At 36.3% G+C, this 16,362-nt stretch carries 14 protein-coding genes; 5 read left to right on the top strand and 9 right to left on the bottom strand.

What is annotated here, in order from left to right:
- Positions 1 to 48: 48 nt before the first annotated feature.
- The 5 genes from nspC to J2S19_RS10055 all read right to left on the bottom strand — a co-directional run bounded on the left by nspC (position 49) and on the right by J2S19_RS10055 (position 6,924).
- Complete coding sequence (gene nspC / locus J2S19_RS10075; protein ID WP_307340983.1) at positions 49 to 1,176, bottom strand: carboxynorspermidine decarboxylase; 1,128 nt, start codon at positions 1,174 to 1,176, stop codon at positions 49 to 51.
- Entirely contained in the window at positions 1,177 to 2,415 is a 1,239-nt protein-coding gene (locus J2S19_RS10070) for a saccharopine dehydrogenase family protein (RefSeq protein WP_307340980.1), read from the bottom strand.
- A gap of 1,028 nt (positions 2,416 to 3,443) precedes the next feature.
- On the bottom strand, positions 3,444 to 4,646 hold the full coding sequence (gene ilvA / locus J2S19_RS10065) for a threonine ammonia-lyase (RefSeq protein WP_307340977.1): 1,203 nt from the start codon (positions 4,644 to 4,646) through the stop codon (positions 3,444 to 3,446).
- A gap of 221 nt (positions 4,647 to 4,867) precedes the next feature.
- Entirely contained in the window at positions 4,868 to 5,893 is a 1,026-nt protein-coding gene (locus J2S19_RS10060; RefSeq protein ID WP_307340975.1) for a FecCD family ABC transporter permease, read from the bottom strand.
- The gene (locus tag J2S19_RS10055; protein WP_307341077.1) at positions 5,893 to 6,924 is read right to left on the bottom strand and encodes a FecCD family ABC transporter permease; all 1,032 of its coding nucleotides are present in this window, start codon (positions 6,922 to 6,924) and stop codon (positions 5,893 to 5,895) included. The genes J2S19_RS10060 and J2S19_RS10055 overlap by 1 nt, the downstream gene beginning before the upstream one ends.
- Before the next feature lie 140 nt (positions 6,925 to 7,064).
- On the opposite strand from J2S19_RS10055, the gene J2S19_RS10050 reads away from it, so the two are divergent.
- Positions 7,065 to 8,045 carry an ABC transporter substrate-binding protein gene (locus tag J2S19_RS10050; RefSeq protein WP_370875114.1) on the top strand — a complete coding sequence of 327 codons (981 nt, stop codon included), beginning with the start codon at positions 7,065 to 7,067 and terminating at the stop codon, positions 8,043 to 8,045.
- 673 nt (positions 8,046 to 8,718) lie between these two features.
- Here J2S19_RS10050 and J2S19_RS10045 read toward each other — a convergent pair.
- Entirely contained in the window at positions 8,719 to 10,173 is a 1,455-nt protein-coding gene (locus J2S19_RS10045) for a carbon starvation CstA family protein (RefSeq protein ID WP_307340973.1), read from the bottom strand.
- Between the two features lie 299 nt (positions 10,174 to 10,472).
- On the opposite strand from J2S19_RS10045, the gene J2S19_RS10040 reads away from it, so the two are divergent.
- The 3 genes from J2S19_RS10040 to J2S19_RS10030 all read left to right on the top strand — a co-directional run bounded on the left by J2S19_RS10040 (position 10,473) and on the right by J2S19_RS10030 (position 12,384).
- A complete protein-coding gene (locus J2S19_RS10040) occupies positions 10,473 to 10,928 on the top strand; it encodes a CBS domain-containing protein (RefSeq protein ID WP_307340971.1) in 456 nt (151 codons plus the stop codon).
- A gap of 158 nt (positions 10,929 to 11,086) precedes the next feature.
- Positions 11,087 to 11,425 (top strand): zinc ribbon domain-containing protein YjdM, encoded by a 339-nt coding sequence (locus J2S19_RS10035; protein ID WP_307340968.1) that lies wholly within the window; start codon positions 11,087 to 11,089, stop codon positions 11,423 to 11,425.
- 113 nt (positions 11,426 to 11,538) lie between these two features.
- Entirely contained in the window at positions 11,539 to 12,384 is an 846-nt protein-coding gene (locus tag J2S19_RS10030; protein ID WP_307340965.1) for a VOC family protein, read from the top strand.
- Positions 12,385 to 12,496: 112 nt separating this feature from the next.
- Here the strand turns inward: J2S19_RS10030 and J2S19_RS10025 are convergent, their stop codons facing one another.
- The 3 genes from J2S19_RS10025 to J2S19_RS10015 all read right to left on the bottom strand — a co-directional run bounded on the left by J2S19_RS10025 (position 12,497) and on the right by J2S19_RS10015 (position 15,233).
- Entirely contained in the window at positions 12,497 to 13,204 is a 708-nt protein-coding gene (locus J2S19_RS10025; protein ID WP_307340962.1) for an ABC transporter permease, read from the bottom strand.
- Positions 13,201 to 14,049 carry an ABC transporter ATP-binding protein gene (locus tag J2S19_RS10020; protein WP_307340959.1) on the bottom strand — a complete coding sequence of 283 codons (849 nt, stop codon included), beginning with the start codon at positions 14,047 to 14,049 and terminating at the stop codon, positions 13,201 to 13,203. Before J2S19_RS10020 ends, J2S19_RS10025 begins: the two co-directional genes overlap by 4 nt.
- A gap of 131 nt (positions 14,050 to 14,180) precedes the next feature.
- Positions 14,181 to 15,233 (bottom strand): LytTR family transcriptional regulator DNA-binding domain-containing protein, encoded by a 1,053-nt coding sequence (locus J2S19_RS10015; RefSeq protein WP_307340957.1) that lies wholly within the window; start codon positions 15,231 to 15,233, stop codon positions 14,181 to 14,183.
- 244 nt (positions 15,234 to 15,477) lie between these two features.
- Here J2S19_RS10015 and J2S19_RS10010 point away from each other — a divergent pair, with 244 nt between their 5' ends.
- Positions 15,478 to 16,206: a DsbA family oxidoreductase gene (locus J2S19_RS10010; RefSeq protein ID WP_307340955.1), complete on the top strand. Its 729-nt coding sequence runs from the start codon at positions 15,478 to 15,480 to the stop codon at positions 16,204 to 16,206.
- Positions 16,207 to 16,362: the final 156 nt, after the last annotated feature.

The raw sequence follows: 16,362 nt of genomic DNA, 5'->3' as shown, positions 1-16,362 counted from the left end.
AAAAGGGGTGTTTTCTAAATCAATAGTTTAGAAGACACCCTTTTATAGTTAAGCTAATCTTGTTTTAAACTCATGATAACCAAATTCACGTACGATACGGCAGTCTCCACTTTTATCTTGGACTGCGATTGCTGGTAATGCCATACCGTTAAATGTATTTGTTTTTACCATCGTATATATTGCCATATCTTCAAATATTAAACGGTCACCACTTTTTAATGGTTGGTCAAAGGAATAATCACCAATTACATCACCTGTAAGACATGTCTGGCCTCCAAGACGGTACGTATATGGCTTTTCTCCAGGTTCACCTGAACCAAGAAGAGGTGGGCGATAAGGCATTTCCAATACATCAGGCATATGGCATGTAGCTGATGTATCCAGTATTGCGATATCAATACCGTTCTTATTGAGGTCAAGTACTGATGTTATGAGATAGCCTGCATTTAGGGCAACGGCTTCTCCAGGCTCAAGATAGACCTCCAAATTATATTGTTCTTGCATCTTTCTAATACAAGCTTCTAATCTGGGAATATCATAATCATCTCTCGTAATATGATGCCCACCACCAAAGTTTATCCACTCCATTTGAGGTAACCATTTCCCGAATTTTTCTTCGACAGCTCTCAAAGTAGTTTCTAAATCATCGGAATTTTGTTGGCAAAGAGTATGAAAATGTAGTCCAGATACACCATCAAGTAGGTCAGGCTGGAAATCATCTTGTTTGACTCCGAAACGTGAACCAGGAGAGCACGGGTCATAAATTTCATGACCTACTTGTGTTGAGCATTCTGGATTGATTCGAAGACCGACTTTAATGCCTGCCTTTAATGCCTTATCTTTAAATTTCTCTAATTGCGAGAAGGAATTAAAGATAATATGGTCACAAATTGAAATAATTTCGTCAATTTCATCTTCACGATAAGCGGGGGCAAAGACATGATTTTCTTTGCCCATTTCCTCATAGCCAAGACGTGCTTCGTATAAACCACTCGCGGTTGTGCCACTTAAGTATTTTCCGATTAGGGGATACATTGTAGTCATGGAAAATGCCTTCTGCGCCAACACAATCTTTGCTCCTGTTCGTTGCATAACGCCATTTAGAATTTTAAGATTTTTTTCTATTGAAGCTGCATCGACAACATAACAAGGTGTAGGTAATTCCTCAAACCTCATTTATCGAACTGTCTCCGCTTCTTTTTTTGCATTAGACTCATCATCAACTAGAACAGGATTAAAGTCTTCTACCCATGGAAGTCCCCATTTGTTCAACTCTTCCATAAATGGATCTGGATCAAATTCTTCAACGTTATAGACACCAGGTTTGTTCCACTTTCCAGTAAGTACCATAGCAGCGCCAATCATTGCAGGAACCCCAGTTGTATAAGAGACAGCTTGAGAACCAACTTCTGCATAACAAGCTTGATGGTCACAAACATTGTAAACATAGTATGTTTTCTCTTCTCCATCTTTTTTACCTCTGAAAATACAGCCAATATTAGTTTTTCCAACCGTACGAGGACCAAGTGTTGCTGGGTCAGGAAGAACCGCCTTCAAAAATTGTAGCGGGATAATTTGTTGCCCTTCAAATTCAATTGGTTCAATGGATGTCATGCCGACATTTTCTAAAGCTCTTAAATGTGTTAAGTAGCTTTCGCCGAATGTCATGAAGAAGCGGATTCGCTTAAGTCCTGGAATGTTAACAGCAAGAGATTCAAGCTCTTCATGGTATAGCAAATACATATCCTTTTCGCCAACTTCAGGGAAGTTATAAACACGTTTAACTTCCATCGGCTCTGTTTCGATCCATTCACCATTTTCCCAGTAACGTCCATTAGCGGAAACTTCACGAATGTTAATTTCAGGGTTAAAGTTTGTAGCGAATGGGTAGCCATGATCGCCACCATTACAATCTAGAATATCGATATATTCAATTTCATCAAAATAATGCTTTAGGGCATATGCAGAGAATACACCCGTAACACCTGGGTCAAAACCGCTACCTAGTAATGCAGTAATACCTGCTTTTTCAAAACGTTCACGGTAATCCCATTGCCATTTATATTCGAATTTTGCTGTGTCTTCAGGCTCGTAGTTTGCTGTATCCATGTAGTGTGTTTTCGTTGCAAGACAAGCATCCATAATTGTTAAATCTTGATATGGAAGTGCTAAGTTCATAACGATATCCGGCTTAACCTCTTCAATTAATGCAATCAGTTCATCAACGTTATTAGCATCGACTTGTGCAGTCGTAATCTTCGTTTTACCACCATCTAGCTTTGCTTTTAAATCATCACATTTAGATTTTGTGCGGCTAGCGATACAAATTTCTTCAAATACCTCACTGTTTTGAACACATTTGTGGATGGCTACAGATGCCACTCCACCACAACCAATTATCAGAGCTTTCCCCATATTACTATCTCCTAACTATATAAATTTTTAATGCAGTACTTCAGAACAACTTACAAAAAAGAAGTAACGCCACTTGTGATGTTTGTAGGAAAAAGGAATATTGTCATAATCCTAAAACAAAAAAACAAGTGTAAACACGCATTACAGCGCATCACACTTGTTTTCCGATAAACTTAAAATATTAAAGATAAATAGATAAAGAAAGGCGAAAGCCCTCTGAATTTATCTATTTATGACCGTAATAATGGGAAAGAATCACTTTAATATTTAAGAATATCAATTATTGATCAGAGTCTATATAGCAAATAATTACTTTTTCCACTCTTATTGACCGTTTCACAAGTTGATGTGCATATGCACTGGTTGTAAAGTAACCAACTTATAAAATTTGAGCTTTTAACTCAATCAATAAGGCAACTAAAGTTGCCAATCGGCATTTGACCCGGCTGTCCGTATGGCCTTAACTCCCTGAGGGAAGTGGTCAAAAATTATCTGCTTGGAAAGACTCAAATAGGTTAAATTAATAGCTTTCCAATTAATGCACTTTTTATAATATCACATCGTTTTCTATAACGATAGAAAAAATTAAAATAAATTCTCAGAAATACGACATTCTAAGACAAGCATCACTTTAAGAAAATTGGATATTCGAATTCCTGGGTGTGAAGTGCTGCATGAATATCACCTTATTGAAGCATTCCGCATGTATATTGCAATTAGCTCGAACCCTACCATTTATTAAGTTATAAAAACAACTAGCCACTAGTAATAACTAAATTGTGTATATACCATTTACCATATGAAAAAAAACATTAGATATGTCATTCATTAATTTCAACGAATGATGGTTTAATGAAAGTAAATGATTACTATATTTCAAATCAAGAAGAAAAATTCCAAAAGTTGTAAAGGGTGGAATTGAAGTGATAAACGTAAACAATGAAGATGACATGGTTCATCCTCATTGTTTTATTTATAGAATAGGTAGGGTGGGAAAGGTGACCATGTAAAAAAATACGCCAGGTTCATCACATAGTTACATGCTCATTTTTCTCTTTTAAAACCTTGAATAGTTGCTCAATGTGCTCATGGTTTTTTGTTTCAACTGAAATATCGAGTTGAGTATATCCTGGCAATATGTCTTTCCCAATTCGATTTAGATTTACAGCTTGAATATTCGCATCTAAATCTGTTATTGAATTCAATACGTTTTGAAGTTGACCAGGTTTATCCTTTAATGTAATCGTAAAGCGAGCATATCTACCTGACTCTACCATACCGTGTTCAATAATTCTGGAAATAAAATTCATATCCACATTACCACCACTGAGTATGGCTACTACTTTCTTTCCTGTTAGATTAAGTTTCCCATATAAGAGGGAAGCAAGTGAACATGCACCAGAACCTTCTACTAAGAGTTTATTTCTTTCTAATAGTAATAACATGGTTCTTGCAATTTCCATCTCATCGACAGTAACGATATCATCTACATATTGTTGGACAATTTCAAAAGTACGCTGACCAGGTTTTTTAACAGCGATTCCATCTGCCATAGTAGGCAATGCCTCGACTGTAATAGGCTTTTCTTCTAGAAGTGATTGCTTCATGCTAGGGCAAGCAGCTGTTTGGATCCCATAGATAGAGATATGAGGATTCTTTTCCTTAATTGCTGTAGCGATACCTGCAATAAGTCCTCCGCCACCGACAGGGCAAACTATTGCCTCAACATCGGGTAATTGATCTAAAACCTCCAATCCTACTACACCTTGACCTGTAATAATTGCATCATCATCAAAGGCATGGATGAAAGTTGCATCTATTTGATCACGTAATTCTAAAGCATACGAAAGTGCATCATCAAAGGAATTACCTGCTAATATTACCTCTGCGCCGTATTGCTTTGTTGCTTGTATTTTACTAAGAGGTGCACCTTTAGGCATGACAATTGTACAAGGAATCTGCAAAATTTGACTAGAATATGCGACACCTTGGGCATGATTTCCTGCTGAGGCAGCAACAACTCCCTTTTTAAGCTCATCCTTTGTCAATGACATTAGTTTATTATAAGAACCTCTTACTTTAAATGAACCCGTTTTTTGCATATTTTCTAGCTTCAAATAAACTTCATTTTTTGAGAGTTGGCTAAATGTTTTTGAATAATCTAGCGGTGTCGTATGTACGATGTTTTTCATTTTTTCCCGGGCAATGATTATTTCATCAATCTTCAACACATATTCCTCCAATATAATTAGACGGCAATAAATAACTATATTATGTATATTGTGCAATGTTATGAAAGATTATGTTGTTCTTAATAGAAAGATAATAGTTCCACGTGAAACAATTTGGTAGGAAAAGGAGAGTGTTTTGAAGGGGAGGTCAGTTTAAAGAAGAATGAGAAAAAATATCCCATTCTTCTAGATTGAAAACAAGGTCGTAAATTTAGATCGTTTTATACTTTTCTCATAAGTAAGTATATAAAGTAGGGTGCGCCTACTACTGAGACAACAATGCCTACTGGTAGCTCCATTGGTGCCATGATAACACGTCCTAACGTATCTGCGGATAATAAAAGAAATCCACCTAACAGAGCCGTTAAAGGTAGTACTCTAGCATGTGAAGCACCAACAAGTCTTCTTGCAATATGAGGTGCAATCAAGCCAAGAAAAGTAATGCCGCCACCAACAGAAACACATGCCCCTGCAAGTGCAACAGCTACTATTAATAATAGTCGCCGTTCCTTTTCTAGTTGCACCCCAAGTCCAATAGAAATGAAATCACCTAAGCGCAACACATCAAGCACTCTAGATTTCATAATTGTAAGAGGAATAAGGAATATTAACCAAGGTAACAAAGCGAGTACAAATGTCCAGTTCGTTCCCCATATTGAACCAGAAAGCCAAACGACTGCCTTCATGAAGTCAACTGGTTCCATCTTCATTTGGAAAATTGTTAATCCAGCACTAAATGCTGCATTAATACCAATCCCAACGAGCAATAATCTAACGGGGGTAACCTGTCCATTTTTCCAAGAGATAAGATAAATTAACAATGATGCTAAAAATGCACCTAAAAGTGCTGTAATGGGCATCATAAAAACGGACAACCAGCCATTTAAAAAATTTGTATCTTGAAATAGGAACATATAGACAACAACAGCGAAACCTGCACCTGAGTTGATTCCTAGAATCCCTGGGTCTGCTAATGGATTTTGAGAGATACCTTGGAGAATGGCACCTGATATTGCAATTCCCATCCCGACAAGGAAAGCTAACACGATCCTAGGTAATCGGAATTGAAAGATTGTTAGTTCATTTTCAGGTGTTCCTTGTCCAAGTAATGTTTTCAACACATCAGTAATTGGAAGCTTTAATTGACCAGCATTAATACTAACAACACAAGCAATGAAAGAGAGCGTTATTAATAGGATAAGTAATGTTTTAAACCTTTTGTCTTTTTTCGTTGTATCAATATGCATTATAAACCTCTACCTTCCTTTCGAGCCAAATAGAGGAAAAAGGGAACACCAATTATAGCGGTTATCGCTCCTACCGGTGTTTCAAAAGGTGCATTAACTAGTCTGCCAATAATGTCAGCAAAAATTAATAACAGTCCACCTAATATTGCGGAAAATGGAATGATTCGGCGATAGTCTGTACCAACTAGAAACCTTGTAATATGTGGAACCACTAGGCCTATGAAACCAATCATACCTGCAATCGATACAGCAGCACCCGTTAATAATAGTACAACTAAAGTACCGAAAAGCTTCACTAAATTTATATTTTGGCCAAGTCCTTTTGCGACATCATCACCTAAACTTAAAGTAGTGATAGAACGAGCAAGAAAAAGGGCACAAACTAATCCGCACAAAATAAATGGAAGTGCAAACGTAATATGTTGAGGTTGTACGCTTGAAAAACCACCTACAAACCAGAAGCTAATATCCTTTGAAATATTGAATTTTAACCCGAGAGCAGTTGATAAAGAGCTTAGTAAAGTAGTAATAGCTGAGCCTGCTAATGCTAATTTGACTGGTGTAACTCCACCTTTGGAGAGAGAGGATATACCAAAAACTAATCCAGCGCCTAACCCTGCACCTAAAAGAGAAAATGACATGAGCCCTATATAGGAAATACCTGGTATAATCGCTAATGCGATTGCAATTAAAAATGATGCACCAGCAGTAACTCCCATTATAGATGGAGAGGCTAACGGGTTCCTCGTCATTCCTTGCATAATTGACCCTGAAACAGCCAAACTAGCACCAATAGTAACTGCTGCAATTGCTCTTGGTAAGCGCAGTTCTCGAATGATAACATGTGAAGGATTATCGGGATTAAAAGCAAACATGGCATCTAGAACATCTTTATAACTTAAATTTGCAGCTCCAAAATGAATGGATAAGATAATTGAGAGAAGTAAAAGAAAAATGCCTGCTATAAAGAGGCTGATTCCAATGATAGAATTTTTATAGATTATAGAGGACTTAACCTCTTTGTCATGCATATTCATATGGCAACTTCCTCTAAAATAAATGTTGACAATAAGAAACATAAATCATTAAAATGAAAGATGATATTGAGAATCATTATCAAAATAAGTATTTTACTAAATTTTATTTTATCACACTATTAGGAGGATATAAATTGTTTAAGATATATACGAAAAAACTAATTGGAATCCTTTCCATTGCTTTCATATCTTTAGCACTTGCAGCATGTGGTGATAAAGAAACAACGGATGAAACATCGCCAAAGAATGATAATACAGCTTCGGAGGAGGGTGCGACTAGAACTCTAACTGATGCAATGGGGAATAAAGTTGAAGTCCCAACTAATCCAAAACGGATCATTGCTAGCTATTTAGAAGATAACCTTGTCGCATTAGGTGTAAAACCTGTTGCACAATGGAGTGTTAATGACGGGCAAAGTATTCAAGGCTATTTACAAGGAGACTTAGATGGCATCCCCACAATCCCTCATGATTTACCTTTTGAGGCAGTTCAAGAAATGAAGCCTGATTTAATCATTATGGATTCAGCGAGTATGGTTGAAGGCGGCAAATATGCACAATATAATCAAATTGCTCCAACATACATTATCGGAAAAGAAGTAAACAATGACTGGCGAGACGAATTAATTCAAGTTGGTAAAGTACTCGGCAAAGAAGACCTTGCGCAGCAAAAGTTAGATGAATATGACAAAAAGGCTGCACAAGCAAAAGCAACGATTGAAGAAAAGGTTGGTACTCCTTCTGTTGCAGCAGTATGGTTAGTTGGCGGAAAGTTCTTTATGGTGAGCGAGAACCTATCAAGTGGTGCAGTAATGTATGGTGATTTAGGTTTAAAAGTACCTGATGTCGTGAAAGAAATTTCTCAAAGCGCAACAGGCAACTGGAGTGAAATTTCATTAGAAAAGCTAGCCGAGTTAGATGCTGAACACCTTTTCTTAATAGATAGTGATACGGCGACTGGGTCAGCACCACTAAGCGAAGCGTTATGGAAGAATATCCCTGCTGTTAAGGCGGGAAATGTATATGAATTCTCTCCAGATGAGAGCTGGTTATATACTGGTACAATTGCAAATGAACAGATAATCAATCATATATTAGAAAGTCTAGTGAAATAATGAAGAGGAGCTGCTTAGTGCAGCTCCTTTTTTAGTTTCTTGTCGGAAGTACCTTAGCCCCTTTTGACCGTTCTAACTGAAATAGTTATCCAACTGTAAATTAGCAAGACCAATTCTCGCATCCACCGACCGCACTAAGGTTTCATCAACTTGTAAAATCTCTTCAATATCCAATTCCTCAACAACAAATAAAAATCACTCCAAGTAAATTACCTAATCAATAGTGTGGTCGAAAGGGAGTTTAGTTTTCCGAAATATACCTTTTTTAGTAAGAACGGTAAAAAAAGGGTCTTCTAAATTACCGAAAGCCACTAATTACAGTAAGAACGGTAAAAAAGGAGTCTTCTAAATTACCGAAAGCCACCAATATCAGTAAGAATGGTAAAAAAGGAGTCTTCTAAATTACCGAAAAACACCAATTTCAGTCTGTACGGTCAAAAAGATTCATCTATTGTACCAATATCAGTTAGGACGGTCAAAAAGATTCACCTATTGTACCGTTAGACATCATCTTCTATTTTTATGGACACTAGAAACCCTGCTATTAGACATCAAAGTCTGATTCTATAGCAAAAATAAGGACCCTGTTTATTATGGTTAGTGAAGCCTAGTTTGATTTGCGCATGAGAAAAGGGCCTTCACGAGTTCAGTGAAGACCATCTAATATAGGAAACTATGATGCAGCATGGTTCCAGTTATCAACCGGTTCATCAAGCTGTAATCGACTTGCCCGGGCTTTTTTAGCGGCACTAAAAAAGAGTACTAACAATAAAGCTGTGCCAGCGAATCCTCCATACCAGGACAGTCTCAATGGAAGTCCGAAGCCAATTTGGGCATTTAGTATATACGTAAGGACCATAATGAGCATAAACGCTCCCGGAATTAGCGATATCCAGTAATTTTTCTTAGCTATATAAAGATACATTGCGCCTACAAATAAGGCGATGACGGCAGTGGCTTGGTTTGCCCAACTGAAGTATCTCCAGAGTATGTTAAAGTCTATTTGTGTTAAGAATATCGAAGCGGCAAAGAGTGGAATAGCGATCCATAAGCGATTCGTAAGCTTTACCTGGGCAATCTTTATATATTCAGCTATAATCATTTGTGCGCTTCGAAAGGCGGTATCACCAGATGTAATTGGTAAAATGACAACTCCAAGTACTGCTAACGTTCCACCAATTGCCCCTAACATCGTTGTAGATACTTCGCTTACAACAGCTCCAGGACCTCCTGCTGCTAATACTTCATTTAATCCGTTATATCCATTGAATAAGCTCATTGATGCTGCAGCCCAAATCATAGCAATAATCCCTTCAGCAATCATCATCCCATAGAATATTTTTCGACCTTGCTTTTCCTTTTGAGTTGTTCGCGAAATAATAGGTGTTTGTGTGGCATGGAACCCGGAAAGAGCACCACAAGTTATCGTAAAGAAAATTAATGGGAATATTGGTGCATGATCAGGGTGGAAATTGCTAAGTGACAATTCGGGAATAGGTGCACCGGTTATGATTAATCCGATCCCGACACCCAATGCGCTTATAACGAGTAACGCCCCAAAATAGGGGTAGATACGACCAATAATTTTGTCAACGGGCAGTAGGGTTGCAAAAATATAATATATAAAGATAACGCCGATAAGAACCCCAAGGGCAACCTTTCCATCCATTAAAACATGTAGAAGACTTGCAGGCGTAGATACAAAAACAGTTCCAACGAGTAATAGTAATAAGACAGCAAAAGCATTTACAACATGTCTCATAACCTTCCCTAAAAATTTGCTTGCCAGTTCTGGTAAATGGGCACCACGATTCCGAATAGAAATCATCCCAGTAAGGTAATCGTGTACAGCACCAGCAAAGATACAGCCAATCACGATCCATATAAATGCAACTGGGCCATATAGCGCACCCATTATTGGTCCAAAGATAGGCCCAGTTCCAGCAATGTTTAGGAGCTGGATGAGAGAATTCTTAGAAGTGCTCATCGGAACATAGTCGATGCCATCCCGATTTACATATGCAGGTGTTGGTCGCGCTTCCTTCACCCCAAAGATTTTTTCAACCACCTTCCCATATGTGAAATATCCAATTATAAGTAATGCGATGCCAGAAAGAAATGTAAACATAGTCAGGACCCCCTTTGTAATTTGTATGCGCTTACTGGATATATATTAATAGGGCTACACGTTCATTTCAGATCATCTAATATTGAAGTACGATTAAAATAGGAAGTTTATTAGAGTTTAAGAAAGTTTTGTGAATGGTGCATGTTTCCGAAGACTTAATATACGGGGTCACTTATAATATAGGTAACAGGAAATAGTTGTTTTCTTTCTGTTTATCATTCAGCTTGTATAACTTATATATTAATCAGTACATCGCGTTATGTTAGATATCTATTGTTTTCCAAAAGGAGAGGATAGTAATGAAAGCATACGAAATAATGAACAAGCATGTTTATAAAGTAAAGGAACAGGACACTGTTCGAACAGTTATTGAAAAGTTTATTGAATATGGGATTAGCGGTCTACCAGTTGTGAATGACCGAAATGAAATCGTTGCTTATGTGAGTGACGGTGATATTATGCGTTACATCGGGAAGCATAAGGATATTATTGTTAATGGTTTTTTCTATGTGAATGTTATTAAAGGTGATGAATTTGAATTTGAGGAAAGAACGAAGCAGATTCTTGACTTAAATGTAATGGAAATAGCAAAAAAATCTGTCATTAAAGTGAATGAACTAGAAGATGTTGAAAATATTGCTGCAACCTTAGGGAAAAAACAAATTAAAAAACTACCTGTCGAGCGTGATGGTGTTTTAGTAGGAATTATCAGCCGTGGAGATGTGATTCGAACATCATTTAAAGCTATTCTTTAAAATAAAAGAGTGTGAATTATCAGTATCAATTCCTTAAAAGGACACTGATGATTCACACTTTTTTGTACAGTTGTTGACTTGACACTTATACCTTTTCATTCTTTAAACATGTTAAGATGAGGATAGTAGAAATTTCGATAGTAGTGGAGGGAAAGAGTTTGTCAAATTTACCAAATTGTCCAAAATGTCAATCACAGTATACTTATGAGGACGGAAGCCTAATTGTATGTCCGGAATGCAGCTATGAATGGAACATAGACTCACAAGAAGGAGCAGATGATTTCGAAATAGTTAAGGATGCAAATGGAAACACTTTAGAAGATGGCGATAATATATCGATCATTAAGGACCTTAAAGTAAAGGGAAGCTCATCTATATTAAAACAAGGTACTAAGGTTAAAGGTATTCGATTAGTAGAAGGTGACCATAATATTGACTGTAAGATTGATGGCTTTGGTGCAATGAAGTTAAAGTCAGAATTTGTAAAAAAACTATAAAAAAATCGATGTGTGAAGTTAAGAATGTATAATAAATTCACATTTATAGATTCGAAATAGGTTCTCTTGTATAGAGTAAGGTCTACATAGTTATCACATCCAGGGGGTATCCAATGAAAAACTTCCATAAGTCTCCATACATATATGTTAGTGAAGTCTCAATTAAAGTTGGAGACCTTACGAAATCATTGCAATTTTACGAACAAATTGTCGGGTTAAAATTACTTGAAAAGGCGGGTAGTATTGCTACCTTAACGGCAGATGATCGAACACCAATTTTAAAGCTAGAACAGCCTGAAGGTGTAACACCTAAGGAAGAAAAGACAGTTGGGTTATATCATTTTGCGTTACTATTACCAACTAGAAAGGATTTATCGGAATATTTACGCCATATTTTGAAAATAGGTTATCCTATTGGGGCTGCTGACCACCATGTAAGTGAGGCTCTTTATCTTAATGACCCAGACGGAAATGGAATTGAAATTTATCGTGATCGTCCAGATAGTGAATGGATTTGGAAGGACGGTTTGGTACATATGACAACAGAACAACTTGATGGGAATGCTATCCTAGCTGAGAGTAGTGGCGAATGGAGTAGGTTGCCATCTAATACAAAAATGGGTCATATTCATCTCCATGTTAATGATGTAAAAAGAGCAGAAACATTTTATACAGAATTGCTTGGATTTGAAGTTGTTAGCTATTATCCTCAGGCGGCGTTTCTATCAAGCGGTAATTATCATCACCATATCGCGATTAACTTGTGGCAAGGGGCAGATGCTAAGAAGCCAAGTCACAACAGTGTCGGTTTGAATTGGTATACGATTGTTTATCCTAATGTTCAAACTCTAGATAGGATTGTAGCAAATTTAAAACAACAAGATGTACCAATTACAGAGAACAATCAGTTCATTGAGACAGAAGATCCGTCAGGTAATAAGATTCGATTAACAGTTTAGAGTGGCCGGCAATAAATAGGAACAAATATAGTATCTGAAAAGAAAAATGAGTTGTTGCTACACGAATAGCAACAACTCATTTTTAATTCAAGACCCTTCCTGAGATGTAATGTTAATCTATCATTCTTTTTCGATACAAGACAGTTACGAGGCTAAATATTGCAACAATCCAGATGAAAATTACGATGATGTTATTAATGACATCAATCATTCCTGCTCCAGTTTGTACTTCATTAGCTAATTGGATTAACTGGCTGTTCGGAAAATATTCAAGTACCCCTATAATAGGATAAGTATCACTCAAAGGAAGCAGAAAGTCTCCAAATGAGAAAATGCACATAAATGGTAGAATAATAATAGATGCTTCCATAATTGTTTTCGTAATTAACCCAAGCAACGTTCCAAGTCCAATATAAAAGAAAGTAGATAAAACAATTGCAATGGACACGACGGCTAAGTTTTCAGGAGCATATCCAGTTAATAATGCAGCTACAACTACAATTAGAATTGTCCCAATGAAACTTAGAAGACTTTTACCGATAATGATTTCAAATGTTGTAGCCGGGGAAAGCATGAGACCACGTAATGTGTTTTTTTCCTTTTCCTCAGCAATAAGTGAACATTGGACATATGCTGCTACTAAACAAAGCACCATATTAAAAACCATATAATGCTCATTAATCGTTTCAACTCCAAGTCTTCCATATATTGCTGCGAGAATAAGTGGCATAAGTGCAGATGATGAAACAAATAAATTTTTTGATAAATCTTTATAATCCTTTTGAAGAATAGCGATCGAACGTCTCATAGAAAATGTCATGATAATTTCCTCCCAGTAACTTCTACAAATATATCTCCAAGTGTAGGTTCATTAGAATAAATGGATACGATTTTATCTTCTTTCATATAATCATAAACTGCTTGTGCTCCGTCCGGTCCTTTATTAATGGTTACCTTATTTCCATCCGTAAGTTCGAGCGTTAAAGTGTCATTAGCAAACGTTGTCCGTAGCTTTTTTGGTGTATCAAGTAATTGAATCTCACCTTCATGTAAAAATGCTACACGGTCACAAAGTGTTTCGGCTTCATTCATATCATGTGTTGTCAGGAAAATTGTTGTCCCATTTTCCTTTAGACGGTTTAACCCTTTATATATATGTTTCGTATTAACAGGATCAAGTGCTGAAGTTGGTTCATCAAGGAATAATAAATCAGGTTCATGTAAAAAGGCTCTAGCTAAAATGACTCGCTGGACCATTCCTTTAGAGAGTTTTGAAATGGACTTCTTCTTTGAGTCAGTTAAGTTAACCATTTCTAAAACTTCATCTATTCTTTTATAACTCACTTCATATAAGTCGCAATAAAGTTTCAAATTATCATAGACAGTTAGCCGCTCATACAAACTGGAATTATCCGTTAGTACTCCGATTTTTTTACGGTAGTTTGATTCTTTTAATTTTGAAGCGGGTACACCAAATATGTAGGCATCACCATCCGTTTGTTCAAGCTGTGCAGTTAAGATTTTTATAGTAGTCGTTTTTCCTGATCCACTCGGACCTAAGAAACCAAATATTTCACCCTTCTTGACGTCAAAAGAAACACTTTTTAATGCTTGCTGATTGGCAAAAACCTTTGCTAAATTTTTCACTTCTATAATACGCTCCATATCATCCATCCTCCATCGCAGAAATGCTTTTGATAACTCAATCTTAGTAAATGATAATTGACAGTGCATTATATATTGGATGAAAGGAGCCTTCTAACAGACGAATGGAGAAAAAACAGGTTAAATGGAACTCATTTTAACCCTAACATTCCTTTTAATTCTGTCATTTTTGCTTTTGACAGTGGAATTTGTGACTTTTTTGTATCATTTAGTACTAAAGAAAAACTGTTCCTAGTGAATGTAATAACCTCACGTACTTTTTGTAGATTAACAATATAGGAACGATGGCATCTAAAGAAACCGTATGGAAGCAATCTCGTTTCTAACTCAGCCATTGTAAAAACACTCGGATATGTATCCCCTTTTATATAAATATTTGAGTGACCCTCATTGCTTTCAATGTAGTCAATTTCAGGTGGGTCAAAAAGAATGATTTTATCATTGACCTTTGTTGGGATTTTTTCGAAACGCACTGGTTGAATTGCGATTTGTTCTAAATCTTCAACTGTTGCAGCGGACTCCGCATTCACCAATTCTTCTTCAGAATTTATGTCGAGAGCGTTTAAACCGGATTCATCTAAACGATATACTTGATTAGTAAATAGAAGAGAACTTTCTATGTTGTCTGTAAAAAGTAAGATAGCCTTACCTTGTTGACTTAATTCTCTAACTATTTTAGTGAAGATTCGTTTCGATTCGAGGTCGACGTTCTGGTCAGGTACTTCAAAAATAAAAAGGTTAGGATTTTGTAAAAGTAACCGGCCAAAATGCACCCTCCTTTTCTCCGAATAGGATAAGTTGCATATACGTGTTTTCTTTTTACCCTCAAGCTGAATGAAGCGGAGACAATCTTCTATTGAGAGTTCTGATTTATAGATATCTCGATAAAATAAAAGACTGTCTTTTACAGTCAATCTTTCATATAGGCCGTCATCAAGTAGGAAAAAGCCTACCTTACTTGAAAGAGTTTTAATGACAGACTTATTGATGTGTTGCTCATATAATTTTATCTCTCCATTTGATATGGAAACCTCACCCATTATCATCTTTAAGAATATAGATCTAACATTTGTCGTTGCATGAATTGCAATGACATTGGACTCAAATATACTCAAAGAGAACTCTGAGAAAATTACCGTATGCTCTTCATGTTTTTCTAGATTTTTTATATCTAATATAGACATTGTAATTCACCCTTCTGACTGTAAATAGTTAATCATCTATTACCAATTATAATGTTTAGTGTGAGAGTATAGTGGAAAAATTGCATAGAATGACAAAAATAGGTTATTTCCAAGGAAATAGTGAGTGGAACTTGAGAATATTAGTCGAAATATGTAGTAAAAGCATAAACTTTGAGCAAGTATTTTTGTGGATGAGGAAGCACATGCTACAATTATGAATACTGAAGGAAAGAGGTGCAGCATATTGAAAATAGAAGTATGGTCGGACTTTGTATGTCCGTTTTGCTACATAGGAAAGCGAAGATTAGAAATGGCTTTGGAGAAATTTCCACATAAAGAAAGTGTAGAAGTGGAATTTAAAAGCTTTGAATTAGACCCAAATGCAGATGAGTATTCAGGTAAAAATATTCACGAAGCTATTGCATCCAAATATGGAATGAGTATTGAAAAGGCGAAGCAAAGTAATGTACAAATTGGAGAGCAAGCAGCTGCTGTTGGTTTAACGTTTAATTTTGATGACATGAAACCTACAAATACATTTAATGCTCACCGCTTAGCGAAATTTGCCAAGGAACATCAAAAAGAGAAGGTTATTACTGAAAATTTGTTAAATGCATACTTTGCTAATGGCGAGAATTTAAGTGAAATTGATACACTTACAAGAATTGCGGAAGAATCCGGATTAAACAGGAAGCAAGTGTTAAATGTACTTAACGATAAGAACGCCTATGCAAATGACGTCCGTATAGATGAGGGAATTGCCCAACAATATGGTATACGAGGGGTTCCATACTTCATCATCAATCAGAAATATGCAATTTCAGGCGCACAACCACTTGAAACATTCGTAAGTGCTTTACAAAAGGTTTGGGAAGAGGAAAAACCAAAACCAATGTTTCAAGAAATTAACTCGGATACTGCTGATGGGGCAATTTGTACAGATGACAGCTGTGAAGTACCTGAGCAAAAATAGTAAATGGTTAGCCTTTAAAAAGGTTTCTCTTTAAGAGGAGCCTTTTTATTGTTTTAAGGTAGATTCGTATGTACAAATAGGAATATTATAAAGATTGAGTTTATATTTGTATGGTTGTTCTGATTTACACATTAAGACATGTTTATAATAGATTGA

Origin of the sequence: Metabacillus malikii (genome assembly GCF_030813355.1) — a bacterium.
Classification (GTDB): domain Bacteria; phylum Bacillota; class Bacilli; order Bacillales; family Bacillaceae; genus Metabacillus; species Metabacillus malikii.
This window is presented reverse-complemented; position numbering and strand designations above follow the sequence as displayed.